We start from the raw sequence: 14,761 nt of genomic DNA on the forward strand, positions 1-14,761 counted from the left end.
CGACGCTCCGCGCCGTATCGATAGGCTGGCGAGATGACGCGTGCCGAGCAGCCAACGGTCGTGACCCCCACTTCAGGCGCCCTAGCGGCGGATTCCCGCGAGCGCGCCGTGCGAGCCCTGCTCCGCTTCCCCCCACTGAAGCGACTGTGGAGCGCCCAATTTGTCGGGGGCATCGGCGATGCCCTGTCCATGCTTGTCCTCGTACTGCTCGCCCTGCAGGCGGCGCTGTACGTCCCCCTGGGCGGCGAAGCCGTCTTCGGCGGCGGTTATCGGGGAGCCGCCCTCGCGGTCACCGCGGTCTTCGCGGCCCGGATGCTGGCGATGCTGCTCTTCGGAGCCGTCCTGCTGGGCCCGCTGTCCGCGCTGACGGCGCCCGCCGGGCCGCTGGACCGGCGCTGGACGATGATCGGCGCGGATGTGCTGCGGCTCGCGCTGCTGGTCATCGCGCCCCTCTGGATCGACTGGACGCCGGACGACGCACTGGCCTGGCTGCTGGTCACGGTCTTCGTCACCGGTGTCGCCGAACGCTTCTGGACCGTCGCACGGGAGAGCGCCGCACCCGGGCTGCTGCCCACCCCGCCCCCCGAGGGCGCCGCGGTCCGCCCGCTGCCCGACAACATGGACGCCCTGCGCCGCCTCTCGCTGCGCACCGCCTTCGTCTCGCTGCCGATCGCGGCCGCCGCCCTGGTGGTCGTCACCCTCATCAGCAAGCTGCTGGGCACCGGCATCGACTGGTTCCACCTCCACCAGGCCGCGCTCGGCTCGTATGTCGCCGCCGGGCTGTTCGCCGCCTCCGTATCGATCCTCTACTTCATCGAGTTCCCCGGTGTGCCGACGCCGCGGCCGCGCTCCCCTCTGGAGGGACTGCGCCGGCCCAAGGCCGCAGGAGCGAAAACCGGACAGCCGGTCCAGGGCGAGAAGCCGGAGGACGGCACCGCCCGCCCGGCCGTCGACAAGGGCCGTACGGGTGCGATCCCGCTGCTGGTGGCGGCCTGCGCCGCGGTGGCCGCAGCCCTCGCCGCGGCCGTCTCGCTCGCCGTCCTGCACGGCTACGACCTGGCCGGCGGGCCGGCCGCCTTCGCGCTGCTGGTGCTGGCGCTGACCGGCGGCACGGCCGTCGGCATCCGCGGCGCCCAGCGGGTGCTGCCCACGCTCTCCCGGCGCCGGCTGCTCGCCCTCGCGGTGGCCGCCACCGGTCTCGCGCTGCTGGCCATGGGCCTGGTCCCGGACCCGACGACGGTGCTGGTGCTCGCGCTGCTGGCCGGTATCAGCGCCGGCATCGCCGCCAATACGGGGCACGTCCTGCTGGACCAGGAGTCCGAGGAATCCCGCACCGCCCGTACGACCGAGCATCTGCACGCCGTCGTCCGGCTCTCCATCGCGCTGGCCGCCATCGTCGCGCCGCTGCTCGCGGCCGTCATCGGCCCGCACCACGTCGGCGACGGCCCCTTCAGCTTCGCGTACGGCGGCGCCGCCTACACCCTGATGCTGGCCGGTGCGCTGCTGCTGCCGGTCGCCGCGCTGGTGCTCGGCAAGGTCGACGACCGGCAGGGCGTACCGCTGCGGCGTGATCTGCGAGAGGCGCTGCGCGGCGGCGACCCGGCGCAGGCGCCCGCCCCCACCGGCTTCTTCATCGCCCTGGAGGGCGGCGACGGCGCCGGCAAGTCCACCCAGGTCGAGGCGCTCGCGGAGTGGATCCGCGGCAAGGGCCACGAGGTCGTGGTGACCCGCGAGCCGGGCGCCACCGCCATCGGCAAGCGGCTGCGCTCGATCATCCTGGACGTCTCGACGTCCGGGCTCTCGGACCGTGCGGAGGCGCTGATGTTCGCCGCCGACCGGGCCGAGCACGTCAGCAGCGTCATCCGGCCGGCCCTGGAGCGCGGCGCGGTCGTCATCACCGACCGGTACATCGACTCCTCGGTCGCCTACCAGGGCGCCGGGCGCAACCTCGCCCCCACGGAGATCGCCCGGATCTCGCGCTGGGCCACCGACGGTCTCGTCCCCCATCTGACGGTGCTGCTCGACATCTCCCCGGAGACCGCACGGGAGCGCTTCACCGAGGCACCGGACCGGCTGGAGTCCGAGCCCGCCGAATTCCACCAGCGGGTACGGGCCGGCTTCCTCACCCTGGCCGCCGCCGACCCCGCGCGCTATCTGGTCGTCGACGCCGGCCAGGAACCGGAAGCCGTCACCACCGTCGTACGGCACCGCCTCGACCAGGTGCTCCCGCTGTCCGAGACCGAGCTCCAGGCGCAGGCCGAGGCCCGTAAGGCCGCCGAGGAAGAGGCCCGCCGCAAGGCCGAGGAAGAGGCCGCGCGCAAGGCGGAGGCGGAGCGCCTGGAGCGCGAGCGCCAGGAGCAGCTCGCCCGGCTGCGCGCCGAGGAGGAAGAGCGCAAGCGCCAGGAGGCCGAGGCGGCCAGGGCGCGCGAGGAGGCCCGCCGGGCCGAGGAGGCCCGCAAGCGCGCCGAGGAGGCCCGGCAGGCCGCCGAGGCGGAGCGGGCCCGCCGCGAGGCGGAGGAACGCGCCCGCCAGGCCGAGCAGGAGCGGCTGCGCAAGCAGCACGAGGAGGAGGCGCGGCTGCGCAAGGAGGCCGAGGAGCGCCGCCTGGAGAAGCAGCGCAAGGCCGAGGCGGCCCTGGTGCGCGCCGAGGAGGCGCGGAAGGCGGCGGCCGAGGCGGCTGCCGCGGCGGAGGCCAAGGCCGCGGCCGAAGCGGCCGAGGCGGCGAAGGCGGCCGACGCGCCCACGGCGGAGACCTACGTCGCGGATCTGCGCAAGCGGTTCGGCGAGAGCGCGCCCGACGACGCGTCCCCGTCCTCCGGTTCCGGCTCGGACAGCGAGCGGACCGAGGAGTCGCTGCCGCGGCCCGGGACACCGGGCGGTGACGTCCCCCGTGCGGCGGACGAGACGGCGGTGCTGCCCCCGGTGCGGGACGCGCAGGACCCCTGGCGCGGCCTGGACACCGGCGCGGACGTGGAGGAGACCGCCGTGCTGCCGCCCGTACGGGGCGACGTACGCGGTGACGACGGGCGCAGCGGTGACCCCGCCGACCGCGTGCCGCCGTGGATGTTCCGCAAGGAGACACCGGACGCGGCGGCCGGCGGGAACGGCGCGGCGTCGGGACAGCGGTCCGCCCCCGCGGAGTCACGCGTCGAGCGCACCCGCGAACTCCCGCAGATCGACCCGGCGACGGGCCACCCCGTGGAGATCCCGCAGCGCAGCCGCCCCCGCCCCGAATGGGCGGAGGAGACCCCGCTGGATGATCTGCCCACGCTCGCCGACGAGCTGCTGGGCCCGCGCGGGGACGAGGAAGCGGACGACGGCAGGGGCGAGGACGGCCGTCGCGGCGGCCAGGGACGGCGCGGCTAGCCGGCCGGGACGCCCCCGTACGAACGGCCGTGGCCGCAGCGGAAAAGCTGCGGCCACGGCCGTTCTCCGTTTCCGGAGGGGGCGTCCGGCCACCCGGCGCCGGCTTCCGGATTCGTTTGTCAGTGGGTTGCACCACAATGGGTCAGGCGCGGAGCGCTGCGCGGTGTGCGAGGCCGGGCGCACCCGCACACCGCGCGGCACGGGCAGCACGGGATCGGCACAGGAACGGCGGACAGCGATGGCGGTATGGGACGACGTGGTCGGCCAGGACCGGGTGACGGCGACGCTGGCCGCGGCCGCGCGCGATGCGGACGCCCTGGTCTCCGCGGAGCGGGCGGGGCAGGAGCCCCCGCCCGGTGAGCGGCCGGAGCTCTCCGCCGACCGCAGCGGCGCCTCCCAGATGACACACGCCTGGCTGTTCACGGGCCCTCCCGGCTCCGGACGCTCCACCGCCGCCCGCGCCTTCGCCGCCGCCCTGCAGTGCGTCAGCCCGGACCGCGCCCTCGGCGGCGGCCCCGGCTGCGGCTTCTGCGACGGCTGCCACACCGCCCTGATCGGCACCCACGCCGATGTCGAGATCGTCCGTACGGACCTGCTGTCCATCGGCGTCAAGGAGACCCGCGACCTGGTCCGCCGGTCCTCGCTCTCCCCGTCCGGCGGCCGCTGGCAGGTGATCGTCCTGGAGGACGCCGACCGCCTCACCGAAGGCGCCGGCAATGTCCTCCTCAAGGCCGTCGAGGAGCCCGCGCCCCGTACGGTCTGGCTGCTCTGCGCCCCCTCCGTGGAGGACGTCCTCCCCACCATCCGCTCGCGCTGCCGCCTGCTCTCCCTGCGTACGCCGCCGGTCGACGCGGTCGCCGATGTCCTCGTCCGCCGGGACGGCATCGAACCGGAGGCCGCCGGCCGGGCCGCCCGCGCCACCCAGGGACACATCGGCCGGGCCCGCCGCCTCGCCACCGACGAGCGCGCCCGGGCCCGCCGGACGGCCGTGTTGAAACTCCCCCTCCGCGTCGACGACATCGGCGGCTGCCTCAAGGCCGCCCAGGAGCTGATCGACGCCGCGGGCGAGGACGCCAAGCAGGTCGCCGAGGAGGTCGACACCAAGGAGACCGAGGAGCTGCGCGCCGCGCTCGGCGCCGCCGCCGGCACCGGCGGACGGCTGCCGCGCGGCACGGCCGGCGCCATGAAGGAACTCCAGGACAAGCAGAAGCGCCGCTCGACCCGTACCCAGCGCGACAGCCTCGATCTGGCCCTGGTCGACCTCACCGGCTTCTACCGCGACGTCCTCGCCCTCCAGATGGGCGCCTCGGTACCCCTCGCCAACGACGAGGTACGCGACAGCGTCCAGCGCATCGCCACCGCATCGACCCCCGAGCGCACCCTCCGCCGTATAGAAGCCGTCATCGCCTGCCGTGAGGCCCTGGACCGCAATGTGGCCCCCCTCCTCGCGGTCGAGGCGATGACGGTGGCGCTCCGCGCCGGCTGACCACCCCACCCACCCAGGGCACCGGCCCCGCCGGTCACCCGGCCGTCTACTCCAGGAGCCGCACACACCACGTCCTCACCCGGATACTCTCCGTGCGGGAGTGTTCCTGTCACCTGTCACCTGCCAACCGCTATCCGCCCTACCGGCCCGAAGCCGGCTCTCTGCCTGAAGCCGGGCCCGGACCGCCCCGGCCCGACCGCTCAGCGCTCCCCTCCCCGCACGGCACGCCGTACCCGTGCAGTACCTGCACTCCATCCACCGCACTTGATCCGCCGCACTTCATCCACCGGCCCCATCCACCGCACCGGACTCCACAGCACTCCACATCCAGGGACCGACTCCGCACTTCACACTCCACACTCCACTCCCAGGGACCGAGACCAAGGGACCGCCCATGGCCACCAGCCGCCTGCTCCGCACCTCTGCCGCCGTTCTCGCGGCCACCGCTCTGCTGATCTCCGGCTGCTCCTCGGGGAGTTCGTCCCCCGGCAGTGAGGCGTCCCCGGGCCACAGGACGGAGGCCGGTGTCCAGCGCCCCGCCGAGGCCGCCTCCCTCGCGCCCCTCCCGGCTTCCACTCCGGCAAGCCTCCGCCCGTATTACGACCAGAAGCTGAGCTGGCGTCCCTGTAGCGTGGCGGGCTTCGAGTGCGCCACGATGAAGGCGCCCCTCGACTACGCCAAGCCCAGCGCGGACACCGACCTCAAGCTCGCGGTGGCCCGCAAGAAGGCCACCGGCCCCGGCAGCCGGATCGGCTCCCTCCAGGTCAATCCGGGCGGCCCCGGCGGCTCGGCCATCGACTACCTCCAGCAGTACGCGCCCCAGCCCGCCCCGGTCCGCGCGCGCTACGACCTGGTGGCGATGGACCCGCGCGGTGTGGACCACAGCGAACCGGTCGAGTGCCTGACCGACAAGCAGATGGACCGCTACACCCAGACCGATGTGACCCCGGACTCACCGGCCGAGGTCAACAAGCTCATCAGCGCCTACCGCAGCTTCGCCAAGGGCTGCGCGTCCCGCGCCGGCAAGCTGCTCTCCCATGTCTCCACCATCGAGGCCGCCCGCGACATGGATGTGCTGCGCGCCGTCCTGGGCGACAAGAAGCTCACCTACGTGGGCGCCTCCTACGGCACCTTCCTCGGCGCGACCTACGCCGGCCTCTACCCCTCCCGCGTCGGCCGCATGGTCCTGGACGGCGCCATGGACCCGGCGCTCGACTCCCGCACCGTCAACCTCAACCAGACCGCCGGCTTCAACACCGCCTTCAGCGCCTTCGCCGCGGACTGCATCAAGCACAAGGACTGCCCGCTCGGGACCACGAGCGTCGAGGACGCCGGCCGTCAGCTCTCCGCCCTCTTCAAAAAGCTGGACGCCCATCCGGTGGCAACGGGCGAGGAGCGCAAGCTCACCGAATCCCTCGCCACTACGGGCGTCGTCGCCGCCATGTACGACGAGCGCGCCTGGCCCGTCCTGCGCGAATACCTGGCCCAGGCCAAGGCCGGCAACGGCCGCGGGCTGCTCACCCTCTCCGACAGCTACTACGAGCGCGACCCGAACGGCACCTACGCCAACCAGATGTACGCCAACCCCGCCGTCAACTGCCTCGACCTCGCCTCCGCCTTCAACGGCCCCGACCAGGTCCGCGCCGCCCTGCCCAGCTTCCGCAAGGCCTCCCCGGTCTTCGGCGAAAACTTCGCCTGGGCCGCCCTGAACTGCGCGTACTGGCCGGTCAAGCCCACCGGCACGGCCCACCGCATCGAGGCCAAGGGCGCCGCCCCGATCCTCGTCGTCGGCACCACCCGCGACCCGGCCACCCCCTACACCTGGGCCAAGGCCCTCGCCGCCCAGCTCTCCAGCGCCACCCTCCTCACCTACGAGGGCGACGGCCACACCGCCTACGGCCGCGGCAGCCAGTGCATCGACACCGCGATCAACAACTACCTCCTCAAGGGCACCGTCCCCCCGAAGGGCAAACGCTGCAAGTGACCCACACCACACCCGTCCCCCTCTCACCCCGCCGCCCTCTGACCAGCCCCTGAACGCGTTACAGAGCACCCCTCCGCCATGTGTAGACTGGGCCGCGCACCACGCCGCCTTAGCTCAGTTGGCCAGAGCAACGCACTCGTAATGCGTAGGTCTCGGGTTCGAATCCCGAAGGCGGCTCTAAGAAAGTCCAGGTCACATAGCTCGTGACCTGGGCTTTTTCTTATGCGGGATCTTGCGGGGGCGGAACGCAAGGATCTTTGCTCCCTCGTGTGTGGCCATTGTGTGGCCATCAGGTTGGCCGGTCGTCACGCTGGCCGGGCGACGACGGTCGACGTCCCCATGGAGGCCGGAGGCCTCCGTCGGGGCGCAGCTGGTCGCGGGCGTAGACCTCGGTGAGGCGCTTGCGGTCGCCGGAGTACCAAGAGTCGTCGACGCACATTTCGCGGGACTCGGCGGCGACCGCGGCGGCGGCATGTCAGTTTCAGGCAGGGCATTGGTCACCTCCCGTCGGCGATGAAGTGCTCGTCGGCTCGTTATCGCCGGCACGTTCGGCACTTGCGGGTGCCGTTCGGAGCGGCACGTGTTCGCCACGGTGCACGCGTGATCGTGCACGCATTGCTGCGCCCTGCTGGCACAGAACCCGACTCCGCGCAGGATGTTGGTCTGGTTGGTCACTCCCGCAAGGCGGGCGGGGTTGGTGTAGGCGCGGTTGCGGGACAGGTGGTCCATGAGGCCCGCGCGGCGCAGGAGCTGGCCCGTAGAAGAACGGCGTGCTCTACCGGCAGGATGCCCCCCCAGAACGCTTGGCCGAGCAAAACGCCAGCCGCTTAGTGTGGTGGTTGCTGACGGTCGGCTCGACGCTTGTCGACGAGAAACCAGACAACCAAAACGACCAGGAGTGCGACTGCACTAACGATGTCCCATTGTGTGGGCAATGACTGCTTTCGGGTAGTGAATGCAGTGAAAATTGAGGCAACTGACGCTCCGAGAAGGCCACCTACGATGCCGAGGAGCTTTGTCTTTTTTGTGCGCTCGAGTGGAGCAAATCGGAGGGACACGAAAAGGCCAATCGCAATGGCGAGAACACCGAACGACAATGTCAGTTGCAGCAGGGGCCAGTCATGCAGCGCATCGAACAGAAAACCGTAGATGGCCCCGACGAGCACGGCACGCGCGACGACCCACTGCGTGGTGGGCCCGGACGTCGCCGGTTGCGTCAATGCTGGCAAGCGCTGCGTGTCACGAGGCTCGGCGGCCGTGGGGGCGGGTGATGGCGGTTCGGGTGCCTTCGGCCTGCGTGCGGGACTGACAGCGGCGCCAGTCGACTTCGAGGACGCGTCCTTCACTCGCAGTAGGCGAGTCTCTCGTAGTGCCAATACGGAAACGACCAGGGCAGCCACACCTGTGGCCGCCTGAATGGCGTCGGTGGTGGCAGACACCATGTCAGTTTCGCATCCTGCCCGTCAGCTGATGCCACGCCACGCCGATCCCCGCGTAGCAGGCCGACAACCCGGTGTTCCGCGAAGGGAATCCCCCACCGGATACCGGCGATCTTCCGGCCCCAGCGGGCTTCTTCATGGTGCCTATAGGAACCGCTCCGTTTAATTCCATCTCGAACAGCGCTTCAGTGATACGCCACGCGCAAATCAGGCCCGTGACGTGGTTCTGACTAATGGTCCACCGTTCGAGGCAGAAGGCATCAAACGAGGTGTGCGCCGCTCGGTACAGCCGACCTTCCCTGACGGCGTGCAGGGCCGTCGTCCCTCAGCACGACGAGAGCACCCAGCTGTGCAAGAGACTTGAACAGGCAATCGGTCTGCTGATTGCCCATGCCGGCCCGCAGACGCAGGTGCCGCTCCTCCTGACGCACTCCCGGCTCGATCGCGATGCCGTATGGGAAGGGGGCGGTGACTTCCTCTGGGGGTTTTCTTCCGGCCCTCGCGACATCAGTCATACCGGACAGAGAGGTGACCAGTGACCATGGTTGCATCCGCGTCTTCCCCGGGGCCTGTGACGCTGCGTCCCTACGGCCCGATGGATCAGACGGCCGTTCTGGCGGTGATCGACGCGGACCGGCTTCCAGGGCAGCCGCAAGTCACTCCCGCCATGTTGGCGGAGGCCATGCGAGGCAGTGCTGCCCAAGAAGACTCCTGGTGGGGTGAGTTCGGACCGCCGGCCGTTCACGTGGCCGTCAGTGCTGCCGGAGGCCTTGTGGGGGTCATCTCCTGTGTGCGGCGCACGAAGGATGACACGGGGCTGATTCAGTGGCTGCACTGCCGTGAGGACGCGACCGTGGCCGAGGCGCTGATCGCCCACGCGCTGACCACACTGCCACCGCGCCCTGTCGAGGCATTTCAGTTCGCCACCGCGCTCACCCAGGGCCTTGAGGCGCTGCCGGCCCGTCACCGGCCCGTGACGCGGGCGGCACTGGAACACGCCGGGTTCGCCGGGGAGCGACTGTGGCGTTGTATGCGCGCCGACCTGCCGCGCCCCGAGCTGCCACGGGTCTCGGACATCCGCATCGTTGCCGAGCCGGAACGCCGTGCGGCGCGGAAACTGCAGGTCCGTCGCGACGACCGGACGGTCGCCGAAGCGGTCATCGGCCTGCCGCTCCAGGGCATCGGCGTCCTGTGGTGGATCGAGGTCAGCCCCGACGCACGGGGGCACGGCCTCGGCCGCGCCGTGCTCGGCTCCGCGCTCCAAGCCCTGAGTGACCTGGGCGCCGATCAGGTGGTCCTGTACGTGGACGACGATGAGCCCCCCGGCGGAGAACGAGACCGCACAGCGGCCAACGCCCTGTATGAATCAGCCGGATTCATCGAGGTGGACCATTTGTGGTCGTACACCCTGCGCCGGGGCCGATAGCGGGGGCTCGGCCCGGTGCTCAGGAAGCCCGTCAGTCGGCCACCGGCAGTACGGCGATCGCGCGTAGCCCGCCCGTAGGGGCCCTGCCGAGTTCGAGGTGGCCGCCCGAAGCGGCGAGGAGGGCGGCGGCGACGGTCAGGCCGAGGCCGGTGCCCTCGCGGCTGCGGCCGGCGGTTCCGCGCCAGAAGGGCTCGCAGGCACGCGCGATCTCCTCGTCCGACATACCGGGGCCCTGGTCACGGACCTCCGCGCGGACCAGTGAGGGCGTGGCGTACACCGTGACGCAGATGTCGCTGCCTTCGGGCGCGGCGTGCAGGGCGTTTTCCAGGAAGACATCGAGGGCTTGTTCCAGGCTGCCTCGGACCTGTGTGCCGGTGACGGCGACGCCGTCCAGGCACAGCCGGACCCCGCGGACGCAGGCCTGGGCGGCCCAGGCATCGACACGTGTGGCGGCTACGCCGAGGACATCGACCGTCTCCACGGGGCCGGAGCTGTGATCAACAGCGCCCCAGGCAAGGACTTGGCCCAGAATCTCGGAGAGCCGCTCCATCTCCCGCAGGATGTCCTGGATCTCCTGCCGGGCAGAGGCGTTCGGCGGTCCGGTGAGCCGGTCCCTCAGCAGTTCCAGGCGGAGTTGGATGGAGGAGAGGGGGCCGCGGACCTGGTGCGCGGCAGCGGCGGCGACGGCGGAGGGGTCCTCCACGGTCGGGGTGGGAGCCGGAACGGGTAAGGGAGGGGGCGGGGTGACGCTCACGGGCGGTCCCTCCTGTCTCAGGTGTGCGCGGCGGCCGGAATCGTCAGGCGGTAGCCGACCCCGCGCACCGTCTCGATCCACTCGCTACTGCCGAGCTTGCTGCGCAGTGACCCGACATGGACGTCCAGCGTGCGTGTGGAGCCGAACCAGTTCTCGTCCCACACCCGGGACATGATGTCCTGACGCCCCATGACGGCGCCGGGTGCCTCCATCAGCATCGCCAGGAGGTCGAATTCCTTCCTGGTGACGTGTATTTCCTCGCCGTGCACGAAGACCTTGCGGGTGCGTGCTTCAAGGCGCAGGGGGCCGACCTGCAGTGGCGCCTGGCCAGTACTCCGGTGCGATTCGACCCGGTGCTCCGCGGCGAGGGGCGCGAAAGTCTGGCACGGGGACGGGGACGGGGACGGGGACGGGGGTGAGGATGGGGATGGGGGTGGGGCCGACGGGGGCAGGGGGGCTAAGTCCGTGGGGGTGGTGGGGGACTGTGCGGCGGGCCTGCCGGGGGTGAACTGGCCCGTTCCGTGCTGTCGACAGCCTCTGGCCCTGCGGGAGACAGCTCCGATGCGCGCGACCAGTTCATAGCGGCTGAAAGGCTTGGGGATGAAGTCGTCGGCGCCCATGTGCAGCACCAGCACGCGGTCCAGCTCCTTGGTGCGTCCGCTGAGTGCGATGATCGGGACGCACGAGCGATCGCGGATGCGCTGACAGACTTCGTACCCGTCGAGGTCGGGCAGGCCGAGGTCGAGCAGGACGAGGTTCGTGTCCGTGAGCCGCTCCAGTGCCTCGGCGCCGGTACAGACCCGGTGTGTCAGGAATCCGTGGAAGCCGAGGGCCTGTTCCAACGCCTCGCCCACTCCGTCGTCGTCCTCAACGATCAGAACGTTCATGGAACTGCGTCCTTCCCCGTTCGTGGCGCATGACAGCGGTGGAAGGTCCTGGTCGAAGAGCCTTCCCCCTATGCGGTTGTCGTGCCGGCCGATCCGCGCCGGTCAATCCGTCCCCGACCGAGTGTGGAAGGTGGGTGCCTGATGAGGTTCGGCATCGGGTGCTGCTTCGATGCGGCCGGCTGTGGATCGCAGGAACTGTCGCGATCTTAACGCCGTTCGCTCGTATGAGCGAGGATGTTATGGGAGGCCAACTCAGAGGCGGAGGAGTGCAGTTCTGGAGGGCGGCGCGCCCTGCCGGAGGCGTGGTGGGGGGCTGCTGGTGGGCGCGTCATGACGGTGGGGGAGAGGCCGTCGCGGGGGAAGGGCCGGGGGAGGGCAGGGGGAAGGCTGAGCTTGCGAAGGGCAGGCGTCAGAGTGCCGTGAAGCGGTATGCAGCGGGCCGGGCCCGGTGCAGCAGGACGAAGTGCCGGGCCGCCTCTTCGGCCTCCGTGAGGGCGAGGAAGCCCCGGTCGCGGGCCGTGGCCTCCAGGTGCCCGCTTCCGCTGCCCTGCCAGGCCTCCGCCAGGTGGCGGCGGACCACGCTGTGCGGCAGGTGCCCGGGGGTGCGGTGGGTTCCGGTGCGTGCCATCTGCTCGTTGAGCCGGCCGGCCGCGGCCACGGCGTCGGCGCTGGCCGCCCAGGCGTCGTCCGTTCCCCGCAGCGCGTCGGGTGCGTCATGGAAGGGGGCCGCACCCGGAGCGGCCCGGAAGGACCGCACCAGCAGGGTGAGGAGACGGCCTTCCGGACTGCTGCCGCGCCGTTCCTCGGGTGTCAGCCAGTATTCCCACGCCTCCTGCGGCAGCAGCTCCGCGGTGATGCCGCGTTCGGCGGCCGCAGCGATGGCGGCGGGTGCCGGATCGCGGTCATCCGGGGACCGGTGCTCGCGGGCGATCCGTGCGAGGGCGTACCGGCGGTAGCGGGCGGGGAAGTCCGGGGCGTAGAGCTGCTGGAAGCGCAGCACGTCGAGTTCGGAGACCCCGGCCGGGTGTCTGCCGGGCGTCGCGGGACGGAAGAGGCCGCACCAACGGGCGAGGTACATCGTCCGTGGGGACAGCCAGGCCGGTGTGGACGGGGAGACGGCCGGACGGCGGGGATGTGCGCAGTGGGACAGTGCCACGAGCGCGTCCCGGCGCTTGAGGTCGGACAGTTCGGGATGGCGCTGTGCGAACTCCCGTAACCGCACGGCAGCGTCGGTGGACGACGGGTCCGCCTCCCGAGTGGCGTGCACGAGGGCCGGCCAGGTCCGTTCGGTGTAGTGCAGGGCTCTTGCCCTGTCCAGCAGCGCGTCGCCGGCCTCGGCGGACAGCACCTCCTCGGCCACCGCATTCGCGACCGTCCAGCGCAGGTTGACCAGGGGGACGGTGAATTGCCGGTGGTCGCCCGACGGGAGATGGCTTACGGCCACCTCGTCGTCGGCCTCCAGGTCGCCGCGTGCGTACATGCCGAAGACCAGGCCCACGCCCTCCATGCCGTACGGCCACAGTTCGGCGGCCCGCAGCGCGCCCATGCTGGAGGCGCCCACGACCCGGGTGCCACGTGCCAGGACGTCGAGGATCTCCTTGTGCCGCACGGGGGCGCTCTGGTGGAACACCCCGTCGACGATCAGCACCGTGTCGCGGGGGCCGGTGGACAGGGCGAGCAGATCGCCGTGCCGCACCGGGCCGTGCACCACCGCGGTGGGCGCGGCCCGGCGGACCTCGTCCGCGGGCATGGTGGGTCCGACGAACACGTGGGTGGTCACGCGGACTCCTTCGGGGCGGGCGGAGAGGCAGGTGGGGCGAGGGGGCGGGGGATCTCGTGCCGTCCGTCGAACGTCACACCCGCGGCGACGACCTTGACCACGCTGAAGCCGTCGTGGGTGCTGAGGTCGACGACCACGGGCGGCGAACCGGTCAGCTCGCACACCCGGTCCGCGAGCCACCGTGTCTCGTCGGTGTCCTCGGCGAACTGGTGGACCGGAGCGGAGACGTCCGCCCACCCGACCACGTCCCCCTGGGTGACCGGAGCTCGCCCGGCCGCGGAGGGAGCGGGTGAGAACAGTGCGGCGGACAGGTCGTCGCGGCTGCCGGCGATCGCGGTCAGCCGGCTCTGTGCCGACTCGGTGACGGCGCGGCTCAGCGCCACGGCGGGGGAGCTGTGGACCCCCGAGCCGACGGCCAGCGCGGGGAAGTCCTCGGACCAGAGGTACGTCACGAAGCAGGGCAGTCCCCAGCGGTTGGGCACGTCGGCGATCTCGATCCAGGCCCCCGCGTCCGCGATCCGCCCCAGCATGCCCACGCACATCGGGTCGTCCACGGTCGACGGGTCCACATGCCGCCGTTCGGAGACCGGCACCGAGCCGATCGCCGCGGTGCAGTCCCGCTCGATGACCTCGTGGAGCGCGTGCGTGACCGCCTCGTGGTAGCTGTTGCCGCTCGCCAGACCATTGGTCGAGCCGTGCAGCAACGGCGGCTGCCAGGCTTCCGACACCTGGTAGTCGATGCCGACGGAGGCGCGGGGGACCAGGGTCTTCTCCCCGGTCGCCGCGTCGGTGCCCACCACCCAGTCCAGTGGCGTCCGTTCGCTCAGCAGGCTGCCGTGGTGCTGCTGCAGATCGCGCACGTCGTACGGCAGAGTGAGCTCGCACGCGGGGGTGCCCAGCACCTCGGAGGCCGGGCACGCGTACTCGGCGTGCCACAGCTCCACGGACTCCATGACGGCGGAGATGCGTGCCAGCAGCAGCGAGGTGCCCTTGCCCTGGGAGACGGTGAGGGTCTTGGCCGCCGGCCGCACGGCCATCACCACGGGCACGCCCAGGGTGTCCAGCCCGGTCACATCGGCGACGCGGGTGATGCCGAACGTTCCCCGCAGTCGGTCGATGACCGCCCAGGTCTCCTCTGGATGCCGGACGCGGTGTGTGCCGTCGAAATGAACCTTCCGCACGCGTCCCCCTTCCCCTGCTCCGTGGCCTGCGGATCAGCATCGACGGTCCTACCGAAAGGCCCGGACAGCAGGAGGGAAGCACTGGTGCAGCGATGCGGAAAATTTCTGTGAGTGCACCGGAAGAAGTGCGTAAGGAGAACGTCATGGGTATTGCAGAGGAGGGTTTTTGAGGTGTTGTCGTCGCAGGTCAGGAGGGGAGGAGGGGGAGTGGCGGCGGGAGGTGCAGGGAGGGGTACCGGCGTTGCCGGGACGGGATATCAATGCGGTTGTCATTGCCGGACGACCGAAAGGAACAGGGAAATGGAGAACACCCTCCTCGACCTTGAGCAGCTCGGTGACGAGATGTTCGAGGTTGTCGGGTCGGAGTCTGCTCAGGGTGAGGGCGACGCCAACTCGGCGTGGGCCTACGCCTGCTGTCAGAGCGCCAGCAGCTCCTGCGCGCTGTCGTAGCACTCCGA

General features: G+C 71.3%; 10 protein-coding genes and 1 tRNA gene. 6 read left to right on the top strand and 5 right to left on the bottom strand.

The features are described 5' to 3' along the window. Window positions 1–33 precede the first annotated feature (33 nt). The 4 genes from tmk to NUT86_RS22960 all read left to right on the top strand — a co-directional run bounded on the left by tmk (window position 34) and on the right by NUT86_RS22960 (window position 7,013). Window positions 34–3,366 (top strand): dTMP kinase, encoded by a 3,333-nt coding sequence (gene tmk, locus NUT86_RS22945; RefSeq protein WP_274737392.1) that lies wholly within the window; start codon window positions 34–36, stop codon window positions 3,364–3,366. A 238-nt stretch (window positions 3,367–3,604) separates the two neighbouring features. After that, window positions 3,605–4,852, top strand: coding sequence for a DNA polymerase III subunit delta' (locus NUT86_RS22950; RefSeq protein ID WP_018089994.1), 1,248 nt, complete (start codon window positions 3,605–3,607; stop codon window positions 4,850–4,852). A gap of 394 nt (window positions 4,853–5,246) precedes the next feature. After that, window positions 5,247–6,836: an alpha/beta hydrolase gene (locus tag NUT86_RS22955; RefSeq protein WP_026169700.1), complete on the top strand. Its 1,590-nt coding sequence runs from the start codon at window positions 5,247–5,249 to the stop codon at window positions 6,834–6,836. Between the two features lie 103 nt (window positions 6,837–6,939). Then, window positions 6,940–7,013 (top strand) — tRNA-Thr (locus NUT86_RS22960). Window positions 7,014–7,663: 650 nt separating this feature from the next. Here NUT86_RS22960 and NUT86_RS22965 read toward each other — a convergent pair. After that, window positions 7,664–8,275 (bottom strand): hypothetical protein, encoded by a 612-nt coding sequence (locus NUT86_RS22965; RefSeq protein WP_274737395.1) that lies wholly within the window; start codon window positions 8,273–8,275, stop codon window positions 7,664–7,666. Window positions 8,276–9,065: 790 nt separating this feature from the next. Here NUT86_RS22965 and NUT86_RS22970 point away from each other — a divergent pair. Next, window positions 9,066–9,701 (top strand): GNAT family N-acetyltransferase, encoded by a 636-nt coding sequence (locus NUT86_RS22970; protein ID WP_274737397.1) that lies wholly within the window; start codon window positions 9,066–9,068, stop codon window positions 9,699–9,701. 31 nt (window positions 9,702–9,732) lie between these two features. On the opposite strand, the gene NUT86_RS22975 is transcribed toward NUT86_RS22970, so the two are convergent. The 4 genes from NUT86_RS22975 to NUT86_RS22990 all read right to left on the bottom strand — a co-directional run bounded on the left by NUT86_RS22975 (window position 9,733) and on the right by NUT86_RS22990 (window position 14,303). Then, window positions 9,733–10,455, bottom strand: coding sequence for a sensor histidine kinase (locus NUT86_RS22975; protein WP_266440556.1), 723 nt, complete (start codon window positions 10,453–10,455; stop codon window positions 9,733–9,735). A 17-nt stretch (window positions 10,456–10,472) separates the two neighbouring features. Continuing rightward, a complete protein-coding gene (locus NUT86_RS22980) occupies window positions 10,473–11,342 on the bottom strand; it encodes a response regulator transcription factor (protein WP_266440553.1) in 870 nt (289 codons plus the stop codon). Between the two features lie 409 nt (window positions 11,343–11,751). Then, on the bottom strand, window positions 11,752–13,122 hold the full coding sequence (locus NUT86_RS22985) for a TfuA-like protein (RefSeq protein WP_274737400.1): 1,371 nt from the start codon (window positions 13,120–13,122) through the stop codon (window positions 11,752–11,754). After that, window positions 13,119–14,303, bottom strand: coding sequence for a YcaO-like family protein (locus tag NUT86_RS22990; protein ID WP_274737401.1), 1,185 nt, complete (start codon window positions 14,301–14,303; stop codon window positions 13,119–13,121). The genes NUT86_RS22985 and NUT86_RS22990 overlap by 4 nt, the downstream gene beginning before the upstream one ends. Window positions 14,304–14,603: 300 nt before the next feature. Here NUT86_RS22990 and NUT86_RS22995 point away from each other — a divergent pair, with 300 nt between their 5' ends. Further along, window positions 14,604–14,753: a hypothetical protein gene (locus NUT86_RS22995; protein WP_018090001.1), complete on the top strand. Its 150-nt coding sequence runs from the start codon at window positions 14,604–14,606 to the stop codon at window positions 14,751–14,753. Window positions 14,754–14,761: the final 8 nt, after the last annotated feature.

The organism is Streptomyces sp. G7(2002), assembly GCF_028870195.1.
In the GTDB taxonomy this organism is placed as follows: Bacteria; Actinomycetota; Actinomycetes; order Streptomycetales; family Streptomycetaceae; genus Streptomyces; species Streptomyces nigrescens.